This is a genomic window from Roseburia sp. OM04-10BH (assembly GCF_003462605.1).
Taxonomy (GTDB): Bacteria; Bacillota; Clostridia; order Lachnospirales; family Lachnospiraceae; genus Roseburia_C; species Roseburia_C amylophila.
The window spans coordinates 47719-73600 of the sequence record NZ_QTZI01000013.1; the positions used below are offsets into that span (position 1 = coordinate 47719).

The 25882-nt window shown below is 41.5% G+C and carries 23 protein-coding genes; 12 read left to right on the plus strand and 11 right to left on the minus strand.

Going from position 1 to position 25882, the window contains the following annotated elements:
• Positions 1 to 13: 13 nt before the first annotated feature.
• From rapZ to ftsH, 7 genes are read right to left on the minus strand one after another with little or no spacing between them, the layout of a single operon-like run.
• A complete protein-coding gene (gene rapZ / locus DXB43_RS12600; RefSeq protein WP_117696668.1) occupies positions 14 to 886 on the minus strand; it encodes an RNase adapter RapZ in 873 nt (290 codons plus the stop codon).
• Positions 883 to 1794 carry a UDP-N-acetylmuramate dehydrogenase gene (gene murB / locus DXB43_RS12605; RefSeq protein WP_117696665.1) on the minus strand — a complete coding sequence of 304 codons (912 nt, stop codon included), beginning with the start codon at positions 1792 to 1794 and terminating at the stop codon, positions 883 to 885. Before murB ends, rapZ begins: the two co-directional genes overlap by 4 nt.
• Positions 1795 to 1821: 27 nt before the next feature.
• Entirely contained in the window at positions 1822 to 3213 is a 1392-nt protein-coding gene (locus DXB43_RS12610) for an aminopeptidase (RefSeq protein WP_117947727.1), read from the minus strand.
• A gap of 16 nt (positions 3214 to 3229) precedes the next feature.
• Positions 3230 to 4171 (minus strand): HPr(Ser) kinase/phosphatase, encoded by a 942-nt coding sequence (hprK, locus tag DXB43_RS12615; protein WP_022243584.1) that lies wholly within the window; start codon positions 4169 to 4171, stop codon positions 3230 to 3232.
• A gap of 45 nt (positions 4172 to 4216) precedes the next feature.
• Positions 4217 to 5512 (minus strand): methyl-accepting chemotaxis protein, encoded by a 1296-nt coding sequence (locus tag DXB43_RS12620; RefSeq protein WP_117696659.1) that lies wholly within the window; start codon positions 5510 to 5512, stop codon positions 4217 to 4219.
• Positions 5513 to 5532: 20 nt separating this feature from the next.
• On the minus strand, positions 5533 to 7407 hold the full coding sequence (uvrC, locus tag DXB43_RS12625; RefSeq protein ID WP_243006679.1) for an excinuclease ABC subunit UvrC: 1875 nt from the start codon (positions 7405 to 7407) through the stop codon (positions 5533 to 5535).
• Entirely contained in the window at positions 7397 to 9361 is a 1965-nt protein-coding gene (gene ftsH / locus DXB43_RS12630; RefSeq protein ID WP_117947729.1) for an ATP-dependent zinc metalloprotease FtsH, read from the minus strand. Before ftsH ends, uvrC begins: the two co-directional genes overlap by 11 nt.
• 251 nt (positions 9362 to 9612) lie before the next feature.
• Between ftsH and DXB43_RS12635 the strand changes: the two genes are divergently transcribed.
• Positions 9613 to 11223 carry a CTP synthase gene (locus tag DXB43_RS12635; protein ID WP_117947730.1) on the plus strand — a complete coding sequence of 537 codons (1611 nt, stop codon included), beginning with the start codon at positions 9613 to 9615 and terminating at the stop codon, positions 11221 to 11223.
• A 99-nt stretch (positions 11224 to 11322) separates the two neighbouring features.
• Here the strand turns inward: DXB43_RS12635 and DXB43_RS12640 are convergent, their stop codons facing one another.
• Together DXB43_RS12640 and DXB43_RS12645 are read right to left on the minus strand one after the other, a co-directional pair.
• Positions 11323 to 11727, minus strand: a complete 405-nt coding sequence (locus tag DXB43_RS12640; RefSeq protein ID WP_022243589.1) for a hypothetical protein — start codon at positions 11725 to 11727, stop codon at positions 11323 to 11325.
• 15 nt (positions 11728 to 11742) lie between these two features.
• Positions 11743 to 12729, minus strand: coding sequence for a helix-turn-helix transcriptional regulator (locus DXB43_RS12645; protein ID WP_117947732.1), 987 nt, complete (start codon positions 12727 to 12729; stop codon positions 11743 to 11745).
• Between the two features lie 249 nt (positions 12730 to 12978).
• Here DXB43_RS12645 and DXB43_RS12650 point away from each other — a divergent pair, with 249 nt between their 5' ends.
• The 6 genes from DXB43_RS12650 (at position 12979) to DXB43_RS12675 (ending at position 18131) form a co-directional block, all read left to right on the plus strand.
• Positions 12979 to 14427: an NAD(P)/FAD-dependent oxidoreductase gene (locus DXB43_RS12650; protein ID WP_117947733.1), complete on the plus strand. Its 1449-nt coding sequence runs from the start codon at positions 12979 to 12981 to the stop codon at positions 14425 to 14427.
• Entirely contained in the window at positions 14424 to 15737 is a 1314-nt protein-coding gene (locus tag DXB43_RS12655; protein WP_117947734.1) for an NAD(P)/FAD-dependent oxidoreductase, read from the plus strand. The genes DXB43_RS12650 and DXB43_RS12655 overlap by 4 nt, the downstream gene beginning before the upstream one ends.
• Before the next feature lie 4 nt (positions 15738 to 15741).
• Complete coding sequence (locus DXB43_RS12660) at positions 15742 to 16110, plus strand: DUF1667 domain-containing protein (RefSeq protein WP_117696644.1); 369 nt, start codon at positions 15742 to 15744, stop codon at positions 16108 to 16110.
• A gap of 248 nt (positions 16111 to 16358) precedes the next feature.
• Positions 16359 to 16925, plus strand: coding sequence for a glycerol-3-phosphate responsive antiterminator (locus DXB43_RS12665; RefSeq protein WP_117947735.1), 567 nt, complete (start codon positions 16359 to 16361; stop codon positions 16923 to 16925).
• Between the two features lie 57 nt (positions 16926 to 16982).
• Complete coding sequence (locus DXB43_RS12670; protein WP_117947736.1) at positions 16983 to 17564, plus strand: sugar O-acetyltransferase; 582 nt, start codon at positions 16983 to 16985, stop codon at positions 17562 to 17564.
• A 15-nt stretch (positions 17565 to 17579) separates the two neighbouring features.
• The gene (locus DXB43_RS12675) at positions 17580 to 18131 is read left to right on the plus strand and encodes a DUF6548 family protein (RefSeq protein WP_117947737.1); all 552 of its coding nucleotides are present in this window, start codon (positions 17580 to 17582) and stop codon (positions 18129 to 18131) included.
• Between the two features lie 75 nt (positions 18132 to 18206).
• On the opposite strand, the gene DXB43_RS12680 is transcribed toward DXB43_RS12675, so the two are convergent.
• Complete coding sequence (locus DXB43_RS12680) at positions 18207 to 19970, minus strand: glycoside hydrolase family 13 protein (protein WP_117947738.1); 1764 nt, start codon at positions 19968 to 19970, stop codon at positions 18207 to 18209.
• 126 nt (positions 19971 to 20096) lie between these two features.
• Between DXB43_RS12680 and DXB43_RS12685 the strand changes: the two genes are divergently transcribed.
• From DXB43_RS12685 to DXB43_RS12700, 4 genes are all read left to right on the plus strand, one after another.
• Complete coding sequence (locus DXB43_RS12685) at positions 20097 to 20600, plus strand: glycerol-3-phosphate responsive antiterminator (protein ID WP_330417886.1); 504 nt, start codon at positions 20097 to 20099, stop codon at positions 20598 to 20600.
• Positions 20601 to 20784: 184 nt separating this feature from the next.
• Positions 20785 to 21261: a MarR family winged helix-turn-helix transcriptional regulator gene (locus tag DXB43_RS12690; protein ID WP_158551913.1), complete on the plus strand. Its 477-nt coding sequence runs from the start codon at positions 20785 to 20787 to the stop codon at positions 21259 to 21261.
• Positions 21254 to 22465: an iron-containing alcohol dehydrogenase gene (locus tag DXB43_RS12695; protein WP_117947739.1), complete on the plus strand. Its 1212-nt coding sequence runs from the start codon at positions 21254 to 21256 to the stop codon at positions 22463 to 22465. The genes DXB43_RS12690 and DXB43_RS12695 overlap by 8 nt, the downstream gene beginning before the upstream one ends.
• Positions 22465 to 23844 (plus strand): aldehyde dehydrogenase, encoded by a 1380-nt coding sequence (locus DXB43_RS12700; RefSeq protein WP_117947740.1) that lies wholly within the window; start codon positions 22465 to 22467, stop codon positions 23842 to 23844. The genes DXB43_RS12695 and DXB43_RS12700 overlap by 1 nt, the downstream gene beginning before the upstream one ends.
• 183 nt (positions 23845 to 24027) lie before the next feature.
• Here the strand turns inward: DXB43_RS12700 and DXB43_RS12705 are convergent, their stop codons facing one another.
• A complete protein-coding gene (locus DXB43_RS12705) occupies positions 24028 to 24825 on the minus strand; it encodes a hypothetical protein (protein ID WP_117947741.1) in 798 nt (265 codons plus the stop codon).
• A gap of 731 nt (positions 24826 to 25556) precedes the next feature.
• On the opposite strand from DXB43_RS12705, the gene DXB43_RS12710 reads away from it, so the two are divergent.
• Positions 25557 to 25796 (plus strand): DUF6061 family protein, encoded by a 240-nt coding sequence (locus DXB43_RS12710; RefSeq protein WP_117947742.1) that lies wholly within the window; start codon positions 25557 to 25559, stop codon positions 25794 to 25796.
• Positions 25797 to 25882 lie beyond the last annotated feature (86 nt).

Consider the following 25882-nt stretch of genomic DNA (forward strand, 5'->3'; position numbering starts at 1 on the left):
CTCATATCTCCATCTAATGCCGCATCGTATCCTTTTCAATGTCACGATGCTCTATCTTAATTCCAAACTGTTTCTGTTTCTCCAACCGTTTAAACAATTCATTGGCAAGGGTTACGGAACGATGCTTGCCTCCGGTACAGCCAATGGCAATTACCAGCTGGCTCTTTCCCTCTGTTATGTAATTCGGTATCAGGAATTTTATCATATCTTCTAATTTATCCAGAAATACGTGGGCTTCCTTATATTGCATCACAAAATCCTGAATCTCTTTATCATTACCATTCTTTGGGCGTAATCCTTCCACATAATACGGATTTGGCAGAAAACGTACATCAAACACCAGATCTGCATCTGCCGGAATTCCATACTTGAATCCAAAGGATAAAATTGTGATAAATAAATTCTTAAACTCCTGATTCTCTACAAATATTTTATTTAATTCTGTTTTTAATTCTCTGGTCAGAAGATGACTGGTATCTATAATGTAATTTGCCTGTTTCTTTAAGAATTCCAATCTTCTTCTTTCTTCTTCGATGCCTTTATCGACACGATCGCTTCCTGCCAGTGGATGACTTCTTCTGGTTTCTTTATAACGTTTTACCAGCACACCATCCTCTGCATCCAAAAACAGTACATCAAATTCTTTTCCTTCACCTCTCAGGTGGTCAAGAATATCCTGCAAATCTTCCAATGCCTGTCCGCTTCGGATATCCACACCCACCGCAACCTTCTGAAGCTCGGTATTTCTTAAATCTGCCAACTCTATAAACTTTTCAATCAGCGGAATCGGCAGATTATCGACACAATAAAATCCGATATCCTCCATCATCTTAAGTGCTGTACTCTTTCCCGCCCCGGACATTCCTGTCAGAATTACCAGTTTCATGAAAATTCTCCTAACCTTCTTACTTCCGGCTCCAGTCTTACCTGAAACTCCTGTTCTACTTTTTCCTGCACCCTGCGCATCAGCTCTTCCACTTCTGCTGCAGTTGCCTGCCCACGGTTTATAACAAAGCCACAATGTTTCTCGGATACCTGGGCATCTCCCACACGATAGCCTCTTAACCCGGCATCCATAATCAGCTTTCCGGCAAAATAGCCTTCCGGCCGCTTAAAGGTACTTCCTGCACTTGGGAATTCCAACGGCTGCTTCTCCTGCCGTTTCTGGCGGAGTTCCTGCATGACAGCTTCAATTTTCTCTTTTTCTCCGGATACTAATTTTAACGTTACACCCAGCACTACTTCCCCGGTCTCCATAACACGGCTGTGTCTGTAACTTAAGGAAATCTCTTCTACCGGAACTTCTACCACTTCACCATCTTTGGTCAAAAGATCCGCAGATACTAAAATATCCTTCATCTCTCCGCCATAAGCACCGGCGTTCATCACAACTGCGCCTCCGATGCTTCCCGGAATTCCTGCTGCAAATTCCATTCCGCCTAAGGATGCTTCCAGTGCCTTGTGCGCAACCTTCGACAGCAATGCTCCCGCTTCGGCATGAATCATATTTTCCTTTACTTCAATGTAAGAAGCATTTGCGCCAAATTCAATGACCACTCCGGGAATTCCCTTATCGCCCACCAGAAGATTGCTTCCGTTTCCAATAATCGTATACGGAATCTTCTTTGCTCTGCACAATGTGATGACATCCACTGCCTCTTTGATGGTCGGCATCAGAAAAATCTCTGCCATGCCCCCAATCCGGAATGTGGTATGACGGCTCATCGGCTCCTGCAAGCGTATTCTGCTTTCATCTACAATTGTCTTAATGGCTTCTATCCAGTCTTCTCTCACAATTTGCTTCTCCCATTTTTTATTTCTCTATGAAGCCAGAAATGCTACATAACCTTTATATGCTTCATATAAATCTGCTTTACTGATAATCTCCCATGGTGCATGCATATTTAAAACTGCCACACCACTGTCAATTACCTGCATTCCATAATTTGCCAGAATATACGCGATGGTTCCGCCGCCACCCTGGTCTACTTTACCTAATTCTGCAGTCTGATAAAATACATTACCATCGTCCATCACTGCACGCAACTTTCCAACATATTCTGCACTGGCATCATTAGAACCTGACTTTCCTCTGGAACCGGTATATTTATTAAATACCATTCCTTTTCCAAAATATGCTGCATTTTTCTTATCCATAACGGACGGATAATTGGGGTCAAATGCCGCACTGACATCAGAGGATAATACATGGGAATTCTGCAATGCACGACGCAGTGCAAGTTCTGTATACTGTCCTGCTGCTGCCATCACTTCTGCTGTCATATTTTCAAAAAATCTCGACTGCATCCCGGTTGCTCCCACGCTGCCGATTTCTTCTTTATCTACCAGGAGACATACACTGGTATATTCCGGTGTTTCATTTTTTGCCAGCATTGCCTCAAAGGATGGATACGCACAGACTCTGTCATCATGCCCATAACCCATAATCATGCTCCGGTCAAATCCATAATCCCTTGCTTCTCCGGCTGGTACTACTTCAATCTCTGCGGACAGGAAATCTTCTTCCTCAATTCCATATTCCTCTTTTAAGATTCCAAGGATATTTTCTTTTACCGTATCCTTGGCATTTTCTTTTTCTTCACCTGCAAGCGGAATACTTCCAATCAGAAGGTCTAAATTTTCTCCTTCAATAACCTTTGCTGCTTTCTTTTCCATCTGCTCACCGGCAAGATGAATCAGTAAATCACTGACACCAAATACCGGATCTCCCGGCTTATCTCCAATATTTACCTCTACTACACTTCCGTCTTTCTTTGCCACTACACCATGCAATGCCAGCGGAAGTGTTACCCACTGGTATTTCTTCACACCACCATAATAATGGGTATCTAACATAGCAAGCCCGGTATCTTCATAGAATGGATTCTGTTTTAAATCCATTCTCGGAGAATCCACATGTGCGCCGAGAATCCGCATGCCCTCTTCCATTGGTTTCTTTCCTACAATGAACATAGCAAGTGCTTTTCCATTATTATCTGCATACACTCTTGCACCGGATTCCAGTTTTATTCCTTCTGCAATCACTTTCTTTATATCAAGATATCCTGCTGCCTCTGCCCGCTCTACAAAAGTGCGTACACATTCTCTTTCTGTCTTACATGCTGATATAAATTTACGATACTCTTCTGCAAATTCAAAAACTTTCTTCTTCTCTTCTTCACTGTAATGATTCCATGCTACTTCTCGTTCCATATGAATGAATCTCCTTTTACTCTTCTTCCTCGTCGTCCTTCTTGTTCAGATTTGCCTGTACACGACGATACAATTCCTGAGCTGCATTGTAACCCATCTTCTTCTGTCTGTGGTTAACGGCTGCAGCCTCGCAGATAACTGCCAGATTTCGGCCTGGACGGATTGGAAGGGAATGACATACTACTTTATTTCCAAGTAACTCTGTATATTCTTCCTCAAGGCCAAGGCGGTCATACTCATTATCTTTCTTCCAGTCTTCCAGTTTAATTACGAGATCGATATTCTGTTTCTCTTTTACACACTCAACACCGAACAAAGTCTTTACATCAATGATTCCGATACCTCTTAACTCAATGAAGTATCTGGTGATATCCGGTGATGTGCCGGTTAAGGTATGCTCATTGATTTTACGGATTTCTACCACATCATCTGTTACCAGACGATGTCCCCGCTTAATCAGTTCCAGTGCTGCTTCACTCTTACCGATTCCGCTTTCACCGGTAATCAGAAGTCCCTCACCGTAAACGTCTACCAGCACACCATGGATGGTAATACACGGAGCAAGCTCTTCACTCAAAAGATAAATCAGCTCCGCCATGAATTCTGATGTGCTTCTGCCTGTTCCGAATACCGGAACATTATTTTCCTTTGCCCTCTGTAAGAACAGGTCATCCGGCTGTAAATCCCTGCAGAAAATAACACATGGTATATCATATTTTAAGAACCGGCTGTAAATGCTGTCCTTTTCTGAATCATTCAAATGCTGCAGGTATGTATATTCTACCATACCGATAATCTGTACACGGGACTGCTCGAAATGTTCAAAATATCCGCTCAGCTGTAACGCCGGACGGTTTACATCCGCAAGTCTGATGCGGTGTCCCTTTAATTCCATATCCTCAATATATTTCTTTAACTGCAGTTTTTTTACAATTTTCTCAATTCCTACACCTTCCATGGCATGACTCCTTCCTTATCTTCACCCCTGTATTTTTATAATTCTTTACTGTTCTAATAATTTGAAACGTTCTACCAGTTCATCTAAAGAAGTTGCCTCTGCAGACAATTCTTCACTGGTTGCTGATGCTTCCTGGGATGCTGCAGAATTGGTCTGAATAACATCATCAATCTGTTTTACACCATCTTCAATTTCTTTTACTGACACTGCCTGGCGGTCAGATGCAATTCTGATATTAGCAACTTCTGTAATAATAGCATCCAGTTCTGTAATAACCTTATTTAATGATTCTGATGTCTGCTGTGTTACTTCGTTTCCATGTTCTACTTCTACCTGGTTTGTCTCCAGTAAATGCTTGGATGTCTCTGCAGATTCTGCACTGCTTTCAGCCAGCATACGAATCTGCTCTGCAACAACTGCAAATCCCTTTCCTGCTTCTCCGGCTCTTGCAGCCTCAATGGATGCATTCAGGGAAAGAAGGTTAGTCTGGCTTGCAATACCATCAATTTCAGTAATAACTCTTTCCAGCTCTTTGGATGTTGTCGAGATACGTTCCATTGCCTCCATAAGTTCCCGCATCTTGTTCTGGCTGACATTTGCTTCCATTCCTACGCTCTTTGCACGGTCATGTACAATATCTGTTGACTTGCTGTTTGCAACAACCTGTTCTGTAACCTTTGAAACATTCTCCACCAGATTATCTACTGCAATAGACTGGTCTGTTGCACCCTTTGCCAGATCCTGGGAGCTGATTGCAAGCTGTTCAGAGCCGGCGGCTACCTGATTAGATGATTCCTTAATCAGACATAATGTACTGCTTACGTTCTGGATGGTGCTTACCAGTTCTTCCATCACAGTTTCAAATTCTCCCACATATGCTTCTTTGCATGAAGAACGTACGGTATAATTACCCTGTGCAAATTCTTTTAAAATATTCTGTAAATCGCCAACAATTTTCTGTAAAGTATCTTCCATATTACGGAACCGGTTTGCCAGTTCTCCGATTTCATCTTCAGACTGATAAGTTACTTTCTCATGCAATTCTCCATGGGAAAGATGCTCTGCTACATCTTCTAATTCCCGGATTGGTTTTACAATATAATAAATTAACCACTTGGATTCCCGGCCGGTTAAAGTAACACTTACTACTACGATTGTCAGCATAATCACAATGCAGATAACCAGAACCGGAATACGGAACGCATCCGGCACCACTGCCAGCAGAATCAATCCCAGACTGGCTAGTGCTACTGTTGCAAAATACAGCCTGAATATCATGTTAAATGCATCATTAACTTTTTTCTTGATACTTTTGTTTTTGAATTTTTCTTCTTTGGTCATAGTGATTCTCCTTTTTCTTTTTATTTTTCCTCTCCCCTGTGGAAAAAGCGGAATACTTCTTCCGCTGCTTTTTCGTTCATCGCTTCTGTCCCAGACAATTCTTCTATGGATGCACTGCGAATTGCGTCTAAGGACTGGAACCTTCGCATCAGCGCCTTTCTTCGTGCCGGCCCGATTCCCGGGATATCATCCAGCACAGAATGCACCTGTTCCTTACTTCGTAAAGAACGATGATATTCTATAGCAAACCGATGTGCTTCATCCTGTATTCTTGTAATCAAATGAAATCCTTCACCGGAAGTGTCTATCGGTATCTCTATATTCTGATAATATAATCCTCTCGTCCTGTGATGATCATCTTTTACCATTCCACAGACCGGTATGGAAAGATGCAGTTCATCCAGCACCTGAAGAGCAATATTTACCTGACCTCTTCCACCATCCATCATAATCAAATCCGGGAACTTTGTAAATCCCCCATATTGGTCATCCAGCCCTTTTTTTTGTAAAATTTTCCTTTCTTCCTGTCCATGGGTAAATCTGCGGGTCAGAACCTCGTGCATGGATGCATAATCATCCGGTCCCGTGATAGTTCTTAACTTAAATTTCCGGTAATCACTACGCTGTGGTTTTCCCTTTTCATAAACCACCATGGAACCTACCGTTTCAAATCCATTGATATTGGAAATATCATAGGCTTCCACGCGTTCTAACTTTTCTAAATCCAGCCAGGATGCAATTTCTTTCATTGCACCGATTGTCCTGCCTTCTTCACGCTTTAGTTTTTCCCTGTCCTGGGACAATACCAGTGCGGCATTTTTCTCTGCCAGCTCCACCAGTTTTTCCTTCATTCCTTTCTGCGGTACCCGGAGTACTACCTTCTGACCACGCTTCTTAGTCAGCCAGTCTTCAATAACTGCTGCATCCTCAACTGCATATTGCAGCATGATTTCCTTCGGGATATATGGTGTTCCGGAATAGAACTGCTTTAAAAATGTCGTCAGTATCTGTTCCTTACTGTCTTCATTGGCAATAGTTACATAAAAGTGTTCTCTTCCTATAAGCCTGCCACTCCGGATAAAGAATACCTGAACTACCGCATCCCGGTCATCGGCTGCAAGAGCTATTATATCTTTATCCTCTCCGTCGGAACTGGTGATTTTCTGCTTCTGTGCCACCTGTTTTACACTGTTTAAAAGTTCCCGGTACTCAATTGCCCGCTCAAAATCCATATTTTCCGATGCCTGCATCATACGCTCTTCTAATTCTTTTAAAACCGGCTGATAATTGCCATTTAAGAAATCTACTGCCTGATTGATTTTCTCCCGGTACTCCTCTTTGGAAATATAACCCTGACAGGGTGCCTGACACTGATGAATATGGTAATTAAGGCACGGACGTTCTTTTCCAATATCTCTTGGCAATACCCGGTTGCAGGTTCTTAAATGATAAATTTTTTTCAACAAATCTATCGTATCTTTCACCGCACCGGCACTGGTATATGGACCAAAATATCTGGATTTGTCTTTTTTCAGCTGACGGCAAAAGAGAACCCTGGGAAATTCTTCCCCCAGAGTCACCTTTATATAGGGATAAGTCTTATCATCCCGGAGCATGGTATTATACTTCGGTCTGTGTTCTTTTATTAAATTGCATTCTAATACCAGTGCTTCTAATTCCGAATCAGTGATAATATATTCAAACCGGGTAATCTTCTTTACCATCTGGTCTTTCTTGATTCCTTCGTCATGACACGCCTGAAAATACTGACGTACCCGGTTTCGAAGGCTTACTGCCTTACCTACATAGATAATGGCATCACTGGCATCATGCATGATATAGACCCCCGGCTGATTCGGAAGCTTCTTTAATTCTTCTTTAATATTAAACGTCATTCCCGTTCTCTTCTTTTTGGTCCTCTTCTTCCTTCTTTTCCTCATCCGGATCCGGCAGCCCTTTTAACTCACGGAATATCTTCATAAATTCTTTACCCGTAATGGTTTCATGTTCATATAAATAATCCGCAATATGGTCTAATACCTCGCGATTCTCTTCTAAGAGCTGATATGCCTCCTGATAGCAGTTATGAATCATGGTACGGACTTCTTCATCAATCTGTGCCGCTGTCTCATCGCCGCAATTCAAATGTGCTGCGCCATCCAGATATGCATTATCTACAGAAGCCAAACTCATCATGCCAAATTTATCTGACATACCAAACTGTGTAATCATTGCCCTTGCAATCTTGGTCGCATTTTCAATATCATTTGCTGCTCCACTGGTTGCAGAATGGAATACCAGTTCTTCTGCTGCACGGCCTGCCATATAAGTCGTTATCTTGGCAATTAATTCATCCTTGGTCTCAAGAAATTTCTCTTCTTCCGGTGTCTGCAAGGTGTATCCCAATGCCCCCATGGTTCTTGGTACGATAGTAATTTTCTGTACCGGTTCTGTATTCTTCTGTAATGCAGTAACCATTGCATGACCTACTTCATGATAAGAAACAATCTTCTTCTCATGATTACTCATGGCACGGTCTTTCTTTTCTTTTCCACCAACTGCCACGATTTCAAAGGCTTCAAACAAATCACTCTGATTTACAAATTTACGGTTATGTTTTACTGCATTAATAGCAGCTTCATTAATCATATTTGCAAGATCGGATCCAACCAGTCCTGCACTTGCCAGAGCAATTGCTTCCAAATCTACGGATTCATCCATATGCACATCTTTGGAGTGTACCTTCAGCGTCTCAAGACGACCCTTCAAATCCGGTTTATCTACAATAATTCTACGGTCAAACCGGCCCGGGCGAAGTAACGCTTTATCCAGTACTTCCGGACGGTTTGTTGCTGCCAGAACTAAAAGCCCCTTTGAAGTATCAAATCCATCCATCTCTGCCAGCAGCTGGTTTAAGGTCTGCTCACGCTCATCATTTCCACCGCCGAATCTGCTGTCACGGCTCTTGCCGATGGCATCAATCTCATCAATAAATATGATACATGGTGCCTGTTTCTGGGCATCCTTAAACAAATCTCTTACCCGGGATGCACCGACACCTACAAACATCTCTACAAAGTCAGAACCGGCCAGTGAGAAGAACGGAACATTTGCTTCTCCGGCAACTGCCTTGGCAAGCAGCGTTTTACCGGTTCCAGGAGGTCCTACAAGCAATGCTCCCTTCGGAAGTTTTGCTCCGATTTCACGGTATTTTTTCGGATTATGCAGGAAATCTACCACTTCCTGTAAAGATTCTTTTGCTTCATCCTGTCCGGCAACATCCTTAAAGGTTACACCGGTTGTCTTTTCTACATATACTTTGGCATTGCTCTTGCCGACTCCCATCATTCCGCCGCCGGCCTTCTTCATGACTGCGCCAAAAATAATCCAGATAATAATCAAAGGCAATACAATACTTAAAATATTAAATACCCATGTCGATGTATTATTCGGAATATATCCGTCAATTTCTACCTTGTGTTTATTTAAGAGATCTAATAAATTTTCATCTTTAATAAATCCGGTATAATAGGTCATCTTTACCAGCGTCTTATCATCTGACTTTGGTGTGATATTATACTGGTTTGCACCTACTTCGACCTTTTCTACCTTGTCATCCTTTACCATCTGGACAAATTCCGTATAGGTAATCCGCTGGGAAGTCATATCTGCACTGCAACGGTTTAAAAGACTCATAAAGAACAGCGTCACAAGAGTAATGATAACAAATGCCAGTATCATCTGGCCATTACCGCCCTTTTTATCGCCGTTCTGATTATTATTCCCATTATTCTGGTTATTATTTCCACCATTCTGATTATTATTTCCATTATTAAACAGGTTATCCATTGTATCCTCCGTATATGATTCTCGAAACTCTCCCAAAATATAGTTCTTATTATATGTAATCTGCCCGGATAAATCAATAATAACTCTGTTAAGTTTTCCTTTCTTTTCTAAATATTTTATAAATTTTTGTGGATTTATTTTTACTGTCGTTGTATAATAGACTAAGTTTGAGAAAAAATGAGACCGACGGCGCATTCACTGTCGGTCTATCTAAGTTTTAACCATATACACACATTTAAGGAGGAACTACCATGCCTGTAAAATACGTCTTTGTCACCGGTGGAGTCGTTTCCGGTCTCGGAAAGGGCATTACTGCTGCATCACTTGGCCGTCTGTTAAAAGCCAGAGGCTACAAGGTTACTATGCAGAAATTTGACCCGTATATCAATATTGACCCGGGTACCATGAACCCAATCCAGCACGGTGAAGTTTTCGTTACCGATGATGGAGCAGAAACCGACCTGGATTTAGGCCATTATGAACGTTTCATTGACGAAAGTCTTACCAAGAATTCTAACGTTACTACCGGAAAGGTTTACTGGTCTGTACTTCAGAAAGAACGCCGTGGAGACTTTGGTGGAGGTACTGTTCAGGTAATTCCACATATTACCAATGAAATCAAGAGCCGATTCTACCGTAACTTTACTTCCAATGATACACATATCGCCATCATTGAAGTCGGTGGTACTGTCGGAGATATCGAAAGCCAGCCTTTCTTAGAGTCCATCAGACAGTTCCAGCATGAAGTCGGACATGAAAATGCAATTCTGATTCATGTAACACTGATTCCTTATATCAAGGCATCCGGTGAATTAAAGACCAAACCGACACAGTCCAGCGTAAAAGAATTACAGGGAATGGGTATCCAGCCGGATATTATCGTATGCCGTTCCGAGCATCCTTTAGACCAGGGTTTAAAAGATAAAATTGCTTTATTCTGTAATGTGCCAAATGACCATGTGCTGCAGAATCTGGACGTAGAATATCTCTACGAAGCACCACTTGCCATGGAAAAAGAAAATCTGGCAAAGGTTGCCTGCGATTCTCTTCATCTTCCATGTCCGGAGCCGGATTTAAAAGACTGGACCGATATGGTAGAAGCATTACGCAATCCGATTCAGGAGGTAAATATCTCCTTAGTCGGAAAATATACACAGCTTCATGATGCCTATATCTCTGTTGTAGAAGCATTAAAACATGGTGGAATTGCCGAGCGTGCAACCGTTAATTTAAACTGGGTAGATTCCGAATTATTAAATGATGAAAATGCAGAAGAAATTCTTGGTAATTCTGACGGAATTATTGTACCGGGTGGTTTCGGTGACCGTGGTGTAGAAGGAATGATTACTGCTGCAAAATATGCAAGAGAACATAAAATTCCATACCTTGGTCTCTGTCTTGGTATGCAGGTTGCTATCATTGAATATGCAAGACACGTCTGCAGACTCAATGACGCGCACAGCATCGAATTGGACCCGAATACCACACATCCTGTTATTGCTCTGATGCCGGATCAGGATGGCATTGAAGACATCGGTGGAACCTTACGTCTCGGTTCTTACCCATGTGTTCTGGATACTGATTCCCTTGCTTATCAGGTTTACGGAGAAGAAACCATTCATGAACGACATCGTCACAGATATGAAGTAAACAATGATTACCGTAATATCCTTACCGAAAACGGCATGAAGCTGTGTGGTCTTTCTCCAGACGGACGTATTGTAGAGATGGTTGAAATTCCTGGACATCCTTGGTTCGTAGCAACCCAGGCACATCCGGAATTAAAATCCAGACCAAACCGTCCACATCCTTTATTCAAAGGCTTTATTAAAGCAGCAACTGAAATCAGAAAGCAGAAATAGACTTTATTTTAAAAACAGCCTGTAATTTTCATGATACATCATGAAAATCACAGGCTGTTTCTGTTTTACAAATATAACCTAAAATCAAAGCAGTACTGCTTACTTTCTTTCTCCGTCTAAGAAACGCATCTCGCCCTCTTCCCCTTCTTCCGGTTTTGAGAAGCCAATCATTCTGGCCTTTTCTCCATTTAAAAGACGCAGGCACTGTGGACAAAGTGTTCCAAAGGAAACCGGCTGTCCGCACCGGGAACAATAATTCGACATAATACCTGCTTTATCCTTTTCTTTATATTCAATTCTTCCCTCTTTAATCCACTGCTTTACCATCCGTACCGGAATATCAAAATACTCTGCCACCTGATATTCATTTACATCATTGTTTCGTACAAATTCCCGCACTTTATCAAAAAGAAGCAGTTCCTCACAGGCATAACAGTATTCCCTGTCTGACAAAGGCGGCAATGCCTTTCTGCACATCTTACAATACTTAACTTCTGTCTCCATTCTTCCCATCACCTGCTAACTGTATTTATTCTGTATCCTCTGAAGATATGTCACATAGTTTTCTCTCATCTCTGCCGGCTCAATAATCTCAACCTTTTCTCCAAGACCACAAAGCCAGCCGTAAAACTGTCCGCTGACTGCCACATGAAGTCTTGCTCTAAAATGCATATCATCTGCTTTTCTGACATTTACTTCCTGCCCAAACCGGTCAATCACCACGCCAATCATATCATTTTCACAAAGCAGTGTCACCGTTTCTTCCTCACCGGCAAACATACCAAAAGTTTTCTTTGAATAAGATGCAATATCAAAGGTTTCAAACTGCTTAAGACCTTCCCGTTTCTTTCTGGTCAGTGAAATCTTAAGCATCTTATCCACGCGGAAATGCTTGATAATCCTATCTTCCTCATCATATGCTATGAGATAATAATTCTCGTCATCCCAGGAAAGCACCAGCGGACTCACCTCGTAAAATGCTCCGTCCCGTCGAAGCTCCATTTCTTTTTCGATATTCCACGAAAAATACTGAAAACGGATTTTTACATCTCCGGAAATTCCATTGTAAATCATATCAATGTTATAATAAATATTCTCATTAATGGTCTTATTCCGGTTGGTTACCACTACCTGACGCTGAAGCTGTTTTGCCTCATAGACGCTGACCAGCTTCTCCAACTTATGTATCAGCTCTCTTGATTTCTTCTGTGTAATGAACTTCGATGACTGCACCGCATCCACCAAAAGTTTCAATTCTGCCAGTTCAAAATCACGGCTTCCGATATAATATCCGCCTCGGTACTCCTGTTCCCTTAAAATATCCACACCAAAGTCCTGCAGCATCTCCAAATCCCGATAAATACTTTTACGTTCTGCCGAAATACCTTTCTGATTCAGATATGCTATAATATCCCTCATCCTGACAGCATGCTTCTCATCCGTCTGTTCATACAGCAGTTCTAATATATATAATATTTTCAGTTTCTGATGCTCTGTTTTTCCCATAGTTCTAGTATAGCATAGGGCAAAACTTTGTGATACCTGTTTTTCAAATTTTCTGACATTTTCTCGTCACTCGCCTAAATTATGTTTTTCATTTTACTGTAAAAAAGGAATTGTCACCCATTCCAATTCATGTTATAATATGCATAAATAAAGATTGAATTACCAAGAGACGAGAGCAAGGTAAAGAAGAGCGAGAGCATCGCTTTTATTTATCTTGCTTTTTTTGTTGCCAGCAGAAAGGAGTTTTATATGTACGATATTGCAGTTATTGGTGCCGGAGTCACCGGCTGTGCCATTGCCAGAGAGTTATCCCGCTATCAGGCAGGCATCTGTGTCATTGAACGGGAAGAGGATGTCTGCTGCGGAACCTCCAAAGCCAACAGTGCCATTATCCACGCCGGATTTGACGCAAAACCGGGCACACTGAAAGCAAAGCTTAATGTAGAAGGAAATGCCATGATGGATACTCTCTCTAAGGATCTGGACATTCCTTTTGTACGAAACGGTTCTCTGGTGGTCTGCACCGATGAACAGGATGCCAGCGAATTGGAACGTCTTTTGGAACAGGGGAAAGAAAACGGGGTCAAAGACTTACGCATTCTTGGCCGCGAAGCCTTACACACCATGGAGCCAAATTTAGACGACCATGTCACAAGTGCTCTCTACGCACCCACAGGTGGTATCGTCTGTCCGTTTCATATGACAATTGCCTTCGCGGAAAATGCCGTTGCAAATGGCGTTGAATTCTTTTTAAATACTGCTGTAACTTCTATCACCAGCCTAGAAGATGGATACCTGATTTCCACTGATAAGCAGGATATCACCGCAAAAACTGTTATCAACGCTACCGGTGTATATGCAGATGTTTTTCACAATATGGTAAGCAGCAAAAAACTTCACATTACCGCCCGTAAAGGTGAATACCAGCTTCTTGATAAATCTGCCGGAACTCATGTATCCCATACGATTTTCCAGCTACCGGGTAAAATGGGAAAAGGTGTCCTGGTTACTCCTACGGTTCACGGCAATCTTCTCGTTGGTCCGACCGCAGAGGATACCGATAACAAAGAAGGCAGCAATACCACCAGAGAAGGACTTGCTTCTCTTTCCGAAAAAGCCTCCCACAGCGTTAAGAATCTTCCGATGCGTCAGGTCATTACTTCTTTTGCAGGACTACGTGCCCATGAAGATAATGGCGACTTTATCATCGGCGAAGCAGCTGATGCTCCCGGCTTTTTTGATGCCGCTGGTATCGAATCTCCAGGACTTTCCTCTGCACCAGCCATTGGCGTCATGATGGCCAGACTGGTGCAGGATAAGATGCATTTAACCGAAAAAGAAAATTTCATTGCCACCCGCAAAGGAATTTTACGACCAGAAGAGCTTTCCTTAGATGAAAGAAATGAACTGATTAAAAAGCAGCCTGCCTATGGAAACATTATCTGCCGCTGTGAAATGATTTCAGAAGGAGAAATTCTCGATGCTATTCACCGCCCGCTGGGTGCCCGCTCTTTAGATGCCATCAAGCGTCGTACCAGAGCAGGCATGGGACGCTGTCAGGCAGGCTTTTGTTCCCCGCGTACCATGGAAATTCTTTCCAGAGAAGTTCCTATGGAAATGACGGACATCAGCAAATGTGGTGGCTCATCGCAGTTTGTCTATGGTTATAACAAAGAGATTCAGGAGGAAATGCCATGAAATCATATGATTTAGTAATCGTTGGCGGCGGTCCTGCAGGACTTGCAGCCGCTGTATCCGCAAAAGAAAATGGAATAAATGATATTCTCATTATTGAACGTGACAAAGAGCTTGGCGGCATTTTAAACCAGTGCATCCACAACGGTTTTGGACTTCATACCTTTAAGGAAGAGCTGACCGGACCGGAATATGCTTCCCGCTTTATTGAAAAAGTACTCTCTCTTGGCATCTCTTACAAATTAAACACTATGGTAATGGATATCTCCCATAAGAAAAAAATAACTGCCATGAACCGGAAAGATGGCATGTTCGAGATTCAGGCAAAAGCAATTATCCTTGCCATGGGCTGCAGGGAGCGGAGCCGTGGTGCCCTTAATATTCCGGGCTATCGTCCGGCAGGTATCTACTCCGCCGGAACGGCACAGCGTCTTGTCAATATGGAAGGCTATATGCCTGGCAGAGAAGTCGTTATCTTAGGCTCCGGTGATATCGGTCTGATTATGGCACGCCGCATGACCTTAGAGGGCGCCAAAGTAAAAGTCGTAGCAGAACTGATGCCTTATTCCGGTGGTCTCAAGCGTAATATTGTTCAATGTCTGAATGACTTTGATATTCCGTTGAAATTAAGCCATACCGTTATTGATATTGAAGGAAAAGAGCGTGTCACCGGTGTTACCATTGCAGAAGTCGGCTCCGATGGAAGGCCAATTGCCGGTACAGAAGAATATTATTCCTGCGATACGCTCCTCTTATCCTGTGGTCTGATTCCGGAAAATGAATTAAGTCGCAGTGCCGGTGTCACTTTAAATCCGGTCACCTCCGGTCCTGTTGTAAATGACAGCTTAGAAACCAGTATTTCCGGTGTTTTTGCCTGTGGAAATGTCCTGCATGTCCATGACCTGGTGGATTATGTTTCTGAAGAAGCCGGTATCGCCGGAGCGAATGCTGCACATTATATTTTATCCGGCAACACTGCTGATGCATGTAATACCAGCAGCCAGCATTCCGATGCATCCGTTTCCGAATGCAGCCAGCCATCTGTCGAAATTATTCCAACCGGTGGCGTCCGCTATACCGTTCCAAAATACATCCGGCCGGAGGCTATGGCAGACAAAGTTACTGTCCGGTTCCGCGTGGGACAAATTTATAAAAACTGCGGAATTGCCACTTACTTCGGCAAAGAACGTATCAGCTTCCGGAAACGTCCGGTTATGGCTCCGGGCGAGATGGAATCCGTTGTCCTTACCAAAGAACAGCTTACCAACTGCCCTGATTTAGAGCAGATTACCATTTGTATAGAGGAGGCGTAAGAGGATGGAAAAACGTGAATTAACCTGTATCGGCTGCCCTTTAGGCTGCTCTATTACCGTAACCATGGAAAATGCAGAAATTCTTGATGTTACCGGCAACACCTGCAAACGCGGCGATGCTTATGCCCGTAAGGAAGTTACCCATCCAACCAGAATCGTAACTTCTACCGTCCGGGTATCCGGTGGCACGATTCCGATGGTGTCCTGCAAAACCAAAGAGGATATCCCAAAAGAAAAGATTTTTGCAATTATCAATGCTCTCTGTGGCATCACTGTTCCTGCACCGGTCTCTATCGGAGATATTCTGGTTCAGGACGTTGCAGGCACCGGCGTGGATATTGTTGCCACAAAAAATGTTCCTGCAAAATTATAATCTCATTGTTATCAAATGATTCACATCATTCTGATAAATATTTATTCCAGGGGAATAACTGTTTTGGTGCGCCAGTATCTGATTGAGGGGTCGGATGCTGGCATACTTGTTTTTACATGCGTTCCGTATGTTCATAAAATTCCGCAAATTTATATTTTTTATCCTATAGTTTTCCTTTATCATTTCCGGAAATGACGGTATAATATTTATAAATACGAAAATAGGATGCGTAGAAAGGCGGTTTTACTATGCTTTCAAATTGTAAAGATGCTATGGATAATTCTCCGATTATTGCAGCCATCAAGGATATGGCAGGATTGGAAAAATGTCTCACCTGCGACAGTCAGGTTATTTTTATCCTGTTTGGAGACATCTGCAATATTGCAGATATTGTAGATAAGGTCAAAGCTGCAGGGAAAACGGCTATGGTACATATCGATTTAATCAATGGCCTATCCGGAAAAGAGATTGCTGTGGATTTCATCCGCAAATACACCCACGCCGACGGAATTATCACTACAAAACCAGTCCTTATCAAACGAGCCAGGGAATTAGAGCTTTCCACGATTCTGCGATTCTTCGTCATTGATTCCATGGCTTATGACAGCATTGAAAAGCAGCTTCGTTCTGTAAAACCGGATTACATTGAAATCCTGCCGGCACTGATGCCTAATGTTGTATCCCGCATATGCCGGCTTTCAAAAGTTCCGGTTATTACCGGCGGGCTCATTTCCGATAAAGAAGATGTAGTTTCCATGCTGAATGCCGGAGCAGTCTGCATCTCATCTACGAATCCGGATGTGTGGTTTTTGTAATATGATTTTCAATTAATTTTATACAATTACTATTTGTAACGAATCAGGAGGTTTCCTATGACAGAATCAGAAAAAATGAAGCTGGGACTTTGGTATGATGCCAATTATGACCAGGAATTATCAGAAAAACGTGAGAAAGCCGAAGATTTATATTTCACTTTCAACCATACTGCACCAAAGGAAAAGGAGCTACGGGAAGATATTCTTAAAAAACTGCTTCCAAAAATGGGTGAACGTGTTACCATTCTCTCCCCATTTTATACCGATTATGGTTATAACTGTAACATTGGCTCTGATTGCTTTATCAATCACAATGCCTATCTGATGGACTGTGCTCCAATCACTCTTGGCAGCCACTGTTTTATCGGTCCAAACTGCGGCATGTATACAGCCGTTCATGCTACCATCGCCGAAGAACGCAATCTTGGGCTGGAAAAGGCGCTTCCGATTACTGTTGGCGATAACGTCTGGATGGGCGGTGATGTCACCATTCTTCCAGGTGTCACCATTGGTGGAAATACCATTATCGGTGCCGGAAGCGTCGTCACAAAGGACATTCCTTCCAATGTCGTTGCCGCCGGTAATCCATGCCGTGTTCTCCGTCCGATTACAGAGGCCGACCGCATTGCAAAGAAATAATAGGGGGAGTAAAAAATGACACCAACCGATAATGAATTTTATGAAGCATACAAAAAGTCAGCCAGCTTTTGTGATGATCTGTATCAGAAAGAGCGGGAGAAAAACTATAAAAGCGGTATTAAATATTATATTGAAGATATGGAGCATACTCCCTTTTCAGTTGCAAGAATGATTCCCAACTGGAATTCTGATTTAAAAAAGCTGAAATATCTGCTCTATCTCAGAAATCAGCTCAGCCATGATATCAATACATCTCCTGGTTCGCTCGCTACCTCAGATGATACTCTGTGGATTCAGTCCTTTTATCAGCGATTATTAAACCAGAGTGACCCTCTTGCCCTAAAACATCAGTTGCTTTCTCCTAACAGAAATACTAATACTTCTGCTAATAGTGTCTCCACACCAAATCAGTCTATGCAACATAGAACGATGCCATATAACCCACTCTATGCCAATGAAGCTGATAGAGAACCACAAAACATGCATTTTCACTGGACATGGATTGTTATTGGGATTGTTATTGCATTCATTGTTCTATTTTTCATTTACCTTGGAGCTATAATTTAACTCCCTATTTCTGATTGTATTAATTTCTGTCCAATCATTTCAAATCCCTTTTCATCTTCATTCATTTTACTACACCTACTTTCTTATTCTTCTTATCAGCACACCATTTGACAAAAGTGTGGAATCAATGTAGTGGCGGGCAAGCAGGATTTCTCCCTGCTGTTCCACTTCAACATCTTCTTCACAGCAGTTGATGATTACCTCCACATAACAATCCGGAAAATCCACTTTCCGGAACTGGATAACACGCTTGTACTTGGCATAATCATTTGGGAAATGGAAATTGCGGCTTTTTAAAAGTGGTTCCTGCCTGCGCAGGTGAATCAGTGTTGCAATAATTTTACTGCGTTCAGCATATTTTCCAGCCTCAATGTCCTTCCAAGGCATACAACGTCTGCAATCCGGGTCATAGCTTCCCTCCATTGCAATTTCTGTTCCATAGTAAATGCAAGGACTGCCTGGCATTGCAAATAATACTGCAATCTGTGCAAAATACTCATCCAGATTTTTCACATCCGAGCGAAGCCGCTTTGTATCATGCGAATCCAAAAGATTGAAAAGCACATCATTGGTCTGCTGCATATAGCTTGTATAGCAGCGGTTAATCGTATACTCAAAATCCTCATTGGTCAGACTCTTATCAATCCAGAAATCCTTAATACTTTGTCCCAGTGGATAGTTCATAACGGCATCAAATTCATCCCCGCGAAGCCACGGAAGTGCATTGTGCCAGATTTCTCCGAGGATATAAATATCCGGGTTAATTTCCTTCACTCTGGCATGCAGTTCCTTACAGAATCGATGAGATACCTCATTTGCCACATCCAGACGGATTCCGTCAATACCATAATGTTCCACCCAGTTTGCGCAGATATCTACAAAATATTTTCTTACCTCCGGATTATTGGTATTGATTTTCGGCATTCCATCATAAAAGGCAAATGTATAAATCTGTTTTTTCTTTGCAGCCTTTCCATTCCGGTCAAAAGGCCATTCATTTATCATAAACCAGTCATAATATTCTGATTCCGGTCCTTTTTCAAGAACATCCTGCCACGGTGCAAAATAATATCCGCAATGATTAAACACGCCATCTAACATTACACGGATGCCACGTTTATGTGCTTCTTCCACCAGATGAATCAATGTCTCTTCATCTCCGAACCGTGGGTCTATCTTTGTATAATCCGTCGTATCATACTTATGGTTGGATGGTGACTCATTGATTGGTGTCAGGTATAATCCATTGATTCCAAGATTCTGCAGGTAATCCAGCTTACTTGTGATTCCAGCCAGATCTCCGCCAAAACATTCCTCATTTTTTACTCTGCCATGCTCACGCCACGGCACTACATCCTCCGGGTCAATAGAATGGTCTCCATTACAGAAACGGTCCGGGAAAATCTGATACCATACGGTATCATTTACCCAGGCAGGTGTCCGTGGCACATCGCACGGATTCATCCACGGAAATACAAAACACTGGCGGCTTCTGCCTTCCAGATGCATCTGCTCATCACTGACAAATCCATCCTCAAAATAGAACCAGCTTTCATTTTCTGTCTGTAACTTAAAATAATATTTCAGACGTTTATACTCCGGTCGGACGGTTGTTGTCCACCAAATCTGATTTTTCAGACGCTTCTTATAAATGATTGCCTCTTCCGTTCCATCCCAATGCTCTCCGCCACCTAAGATACCAGCAGCAAATGGGTCTCCTGATATGATGGATACCGATTGCACATCATATCCCGTCTTAATATTAATAATTAACTCATCTTCATTCAACGGATAACAATAATTGTCACTCGCCTGATGATAAACTGCATTAAAATCCATTTGTTTCCTCTTTCTCTTTGCGATGTATTTGTCTTTAAATTATAACATATTTCTTTTCATTTCTCTTTATCATTTTTTTCAAATACAGGTATAATAGTTACAAAGATTCAGAAAGGCGGTTATATTATGCTTTCCAACTGTAGAGACGCTATGGATAATTCACCGATTATTGCGGCGATTAAAGATATGACAGGATTAGAAAAATGTCTGACCTGTGACAGCCAGGTTATTTTTATTCTGTTTGGAGATATCTGCAATATTTCAGATATTGTAGACAAAGTGAAATCTGCCGGAAAAACCGCTATGGTACACATTGATTTAATTAATGGTCTTTCCGGGAAAGAGATTGCCGTGGATTTCATTCAGAAATTTACCCGGGCTGACGGTATTATCACTACCAAACCAGCCCTTATTAAACGAGCCAGGGAATTAGAACTTTCCACGATTCTGCGTTTCTTTGTCATCGATTCCATGGCTTACAGCAGCATCGAAAAGCAGCTTCGCTCTGTTAAACCGGATTACATCGAAATCCTGCCGGCACTGATGCCTAAGGTTGTATCCCACATATGCCGGAGCTGTCTGCATCTCTTCCACCAATCCGGATGTGTGGTTTCTGTAAACTACGACTGAAACCGGAGATTTATTCTTTCTATATTGAATTAGTTCGCTTCCAATACTTTTTTATTCTATATATGTGCAAAGATGTTGACTATTCAACTTTTAACTGTTATGCTTTTATATGTTGAGTATGCAACATTTTTTTATGTAAATAACGGAAAATAATACACTTTTCCGTAGCTTTATGGAGGCAGCTATGATTGAACGATTTGAAACCTTTACCACCAATATTGCATCGCTTTACAAAAACATTGTAAAAATAAAGAAATATGAGATGAACAAAATTGGTCTTAAAGGCACTCATGTTACATGCATGAATTTTCTAAACAATTCTCCGGAAGGTCTTACTGCCGCTGAAATCTGTGTTCTCGCCAAAGAAAACAAGGCTGGTATTTCCAGGGCACTTGCCGACCTCCTAGAACAGGGGCTGGTAGAATATGTCAACGCAGAAGATACGTCCGACAAGCGGAAATACCGCGCCAAGGTCATCCTGACACCCAAAGGGATTGCTTATGCCCAAAAAGTAAATGCCGCAATTAACAATGCGGTATCTTTTGGCGGCTCAGATCTTTCCGATGAAACCCGGGCTGTTTTTTATTCTGCATTAAAAACAATTTCCGCAAACTTAGAACAATATTGTGATGAATTAGAAAGGAATGATGATCATGAATAAATGTAAAGCTGCATATTGCAGAATTTTTCAGAAATGTTTTAAAATTGCAATCCCTTTTTTGCCTTACAGACATCCGGAAGTTTTTTACAGCACTTCCAAACTGACCGGGCTTTTTGAAGAAAAAGGCATTGATACTATATTAATCATTACAGATGCCGGTATCCGCAAATTTGGTCTTTTAGACCGGATGCTTATGCATTTTGACCACCATAACATCCATTATTTTATCTATGATAAGACGGTTGCTAATCCAACTACAACAAATGTAGAAGAAGCAAGAGAGCTTTATCTTGAAAAACATTGTGATGCTATCATTGGTTTTGGTGGTGGCTCCAGTATCGACTGTGCCAAGGCCGTCGGTGCAAGAATCGCAAAACCTAAGCAGTCTTTATCCAAAATGAAAGGTATCTTAAAAGTGCATAAAAAACTGCCTTTATTGGTTGCGATTCCGACAACTGCAGGAACCGGAAGCGAAACCACTCTCGCTGCTGTTATCACAGATGCCCAGACAAGACATAAATATGCCATCAATGATTTTCCTTTAATTCCTGCATATGCTGTATTAGACCCGAAAGTAACCATAAGTCTTCCGCCATCTCTTACCGCCACCACCGGTATGGATGCCTTAACCCACGCCGTAGAAGCTTATATTGGCGGTTCTACTACAAGGCATACCAGAAAATATGCTAAAAAAGCAACTAAATTAATTTTTGACAATATCTACAAAGCATATGACGACGGTCAGAATATAGAAGCAAGAAAAGAAATGTTGAAAGCCTCTTTCTTTGCCGGATGTGCTTTTACCAAATCCTATGTCGGCTATGTCCATGCCGTAGCCCACTCCCTTGGCGGCAAATATAATATTCCACACGGACTTGCCAATGCGACAATACTTCCGATGGTATTAGAAGATTATGGTTCTACCATTTGCAAAAAGCTTTACCAACTTGCTGTTTATGCAGGTATTGCTGACGAATCCGATGATTATGAAGTAGCTGCTGATAAATTTATCTCTGCCATCAAAGACATGAAAAAATATTTCCAGATTGGTGATACTTTTTCCGAGATTCAAAAAGAAGATATTCCGGAGCTTTCCAGATATGCCGATAAAGAAGCAAACCCGCTTTATCCGGTTCCAGTTCTGATGAATGCAAAAGAGCTCGAAAAATACTATTATATGCTTATGCCAGAGGAGGAAAAATAATGACTGAAGCTGAAATAACAGAACTTGTTTCTACGCAGCGCAATTATTTTAAAACCGGTGAAACATTATCTGTTGCTTACCGGATTGCCGCTTTAAAAAAGCTGAAAAATACTATTTTAAGCCATGAAAATGAAATTTTAGCAGCGCTTAAGGCTGACCTTGGAAAATCAGCCCACGAAAGCTATATGTGCGAAGCCGGACTGGCTTTAAGCGAACTTACCTATATGATAAAGCACACCAGAAAATTTGCCAGAGAAAAAAACGTTCATACGCCCCTTGCACAATTTCATTCCAGAAGCTACAAAAAACCGTCTCCATATGGTGTTGTACTGATTATGAGCCCCTGGAATTATCCTTTCCTGTTAACCATTGACCCATTAATCGATGCAATTGCCGCAGGAAATACTGTCATTTTAAAGCCAAGCGCCTACTCGCCTAACACAAGTGCCATCATCACATCTCTGATAAAAGAATGTTTTGAAGAGAAATATGTAGCAGTTGTAACCGGTGGCCGGGCAGAAAATACGGCTCTTTTGCAGTCGCACTTTGACTATATATTCTTTACTGGAAGTCAGGCGGTCGGCAAAACTGTCTTAGAGCATGCAGCTTCCCACCTTACTCCGGTAACACTTGAGCTTGGTGGAAAAAGTCCCTGCATCGTTGCAGCAGATGCCAACCTGAAATTAGCCGCCAGACGAATCGTATTCGGGAAATATCTCAACTGCGGCCAGACCTGTGTGGCACCGGATTATGTATATTGCGATGAGCAGATCAAAGATGCTTTGCTCTTAGAAATAAAAAAAGAAATCATCCGGCAATATGGGGAATCTCCTCTTGAGAATTCCGATTATGGCAAAATCATCAACGAAAAGCATTTTCATCGCATCAATAGGTTGATTGATTCTTCAAAAGTAATTTATGGCGGTAATTCCAACGAAGAAACGCTGCAGATTGAGCCAACCGTCATGGATCATGTGACTTTTGAAGATGCCGTCATGTCAGAAGAAATCTTCGGTCCGGTTATGCCTGTATTAACTTTTTCACATATGAGTGAAGCTACCGGCAAAATTAATTCCATGGCTCATCCTCTTGCACTCTATATCTTTACTTCAAGCAAAAAGACTGCAGACGAAGTCATTTCCCATACTGGTTTCGGTGGTGGCTGTATCAACGATACCATCATTCATCTTGCCACAACAGAAATGGGCTTTGGCGGCTTCGGTGAAAGTGGCATGGGTTCTTATCATGGTAAAACCGGATTTGATACCTTTTCCCATTACAAAAGCATCGTTGATAAAAAAACCTGGATTGATCTGCCTATGAGATACCAGCCATATACTTCTCTTCATGACAGGCTTATCCGGTTTTTTCTGAAATAACAGGAAGATATTCCGGGTATTTTCCAGAGAAATTATCTAATGTCTGAATGCACGCTCTATTACCTGAATGCTCGGGCTATCGGCTAAGCGCTGGGCTATTTGCCTGAATGCTCGGGCTATTGGTCTAATGCCCGGGCTATTGGCTGGCAGGGAGCTTTAAAAGCGCCCTGCTTGTTTATATATCTATTGTAAATATCTGTCTATCATCTCTTCTATAATTTTAAAATCCAGCACATTCTGCTGAGTTTCAAATGTAAGTATCAAATTTTCACCCGGATATATTCCGTTCTTTTCATAAGATTCAATCTTTCTTATTGCTGCTCTTGCATATTCAGGGTTATCCATCATGCCCTCATGTTCCCAATAAATTTCCTTTCGCTTTTTTCTGGAAAAGAATGTAAAATCCGGATAAACAATCCCATATCCTTTTAAATATAATGGTTTTTCATATCTATATAAGATTTCTTTTCTATAAAAGAAGTCTGCCAGCATTTTTTCTGTTTTTGATCTCACACGTTCCCCTTTTTCCGTAATAATAACCGGCATTCCCTCCTGAAATTCTTTTCCCTTGTATTCTCTCCTATACCATTCCATTTCCAATTGCTCCTCTGTTGGTTCCACCGGAATCACGAGTGCTTTTCGGGCAGGATGCTCCTTCTTATATACTTCTTCAATTTCATTATCATGATATGTCCCAACCAGCGATTTCATTTGTTGCAGCCGTTTTTCTGCTATTCTCAATACTTTTTCATCATATGTTTTTTGAGCTAATTTTCTCACTAAATCCATCTCGGATTTTTGAAGAAATTTTTGGCATTTCATATCATTCTCTTTTTTCACATGATAAAACTGAGTATAATTATGAGATTTTGATACCCTGAGCGTTCCCTCTGGCATATCTGCCAATTCTTTTCTCAGCTTTCCAGCAATCTTCTCCAATCTCAAGTATTCCTCTATCAATAATTTTCTTAACCCCTTCATGCATTTCCTCCACTTCTTATTAATTGCAATAAATAACTCTACTTTTCCATTCTATTACAGTTGTTTTTTCTCCCCTCTCATTTTCAGCTGTAACTAAATCACCCCTTCTGTAGCTTTTTCTCCGGCTCTCCCAAATTCAGCTGTAACTTTTCACCCTTTTCTACAGCTTTTTTCCCGAAATGTTCATTTTGTGCTGTAACTGTGCCATCTTTTCTACAGCCTTTTTCTCGAATCTCTCATCCTGTGCTGTAACTGTGCCTTCTTTTCTACAGCACTTTTCTCGAATCTCTCATCCTGCGCTGTAACTATGTCTTCTCCTCTACAGCTCTTTCCCTGAATTGCTCATTTTGTGCTGCAATAGTCGCCAGTAGCAGCTTGTAAATGTAATCATATTCTGATTATGATAATGCTTACCATTAAATTGTAACGGTAATCTGAAATTATATAATCTTGATTTCTGTTAAAATAATGCTATTTATAAGACTATTTCTATATATTGGAAAATGTGTACCTGACCTGGTACTTAGATGAAAATCCCGGAAGCCCAAAGCTTCCGGGAATATTGTTTGAATGTTTTGAATATAATTCGGAAACGACTAACGTTTTGAGAACATGAAAAGCCCATAAATAGGGGATTTGTGTATGGCAGTGTTGCATATATGTTGTATGCGGTTGGCTGCCCACACATTCCCAGAGCTACTCATTACTTTAGCAAAGAAAGGACTACTACTATGAAAATACATTTTGCTTACTACAACCAATACAAGAACGGAATTGACATTGCTTTTGCTGATAATACACTTCTATTCTTATCCTGTGCTGAAGCTGAAAAGAATCTCCATACTACACCTAACTCCCAAAGGCTTATTGATAATCTTGCGATTGATGAGCCTCTTAAATATGCTGCTTTGGCTCTTGATTGTGAGTTGCAAGATTGGGCTGATGCTATGGATGAGGATTGGTGTCCATAGGCATCTCTTCGCATAATCCTCTCTGCCCATTTGTAACTATTCACAAAACTTAAAATGTCCTAACAATTCTCTTATATATTCATGAT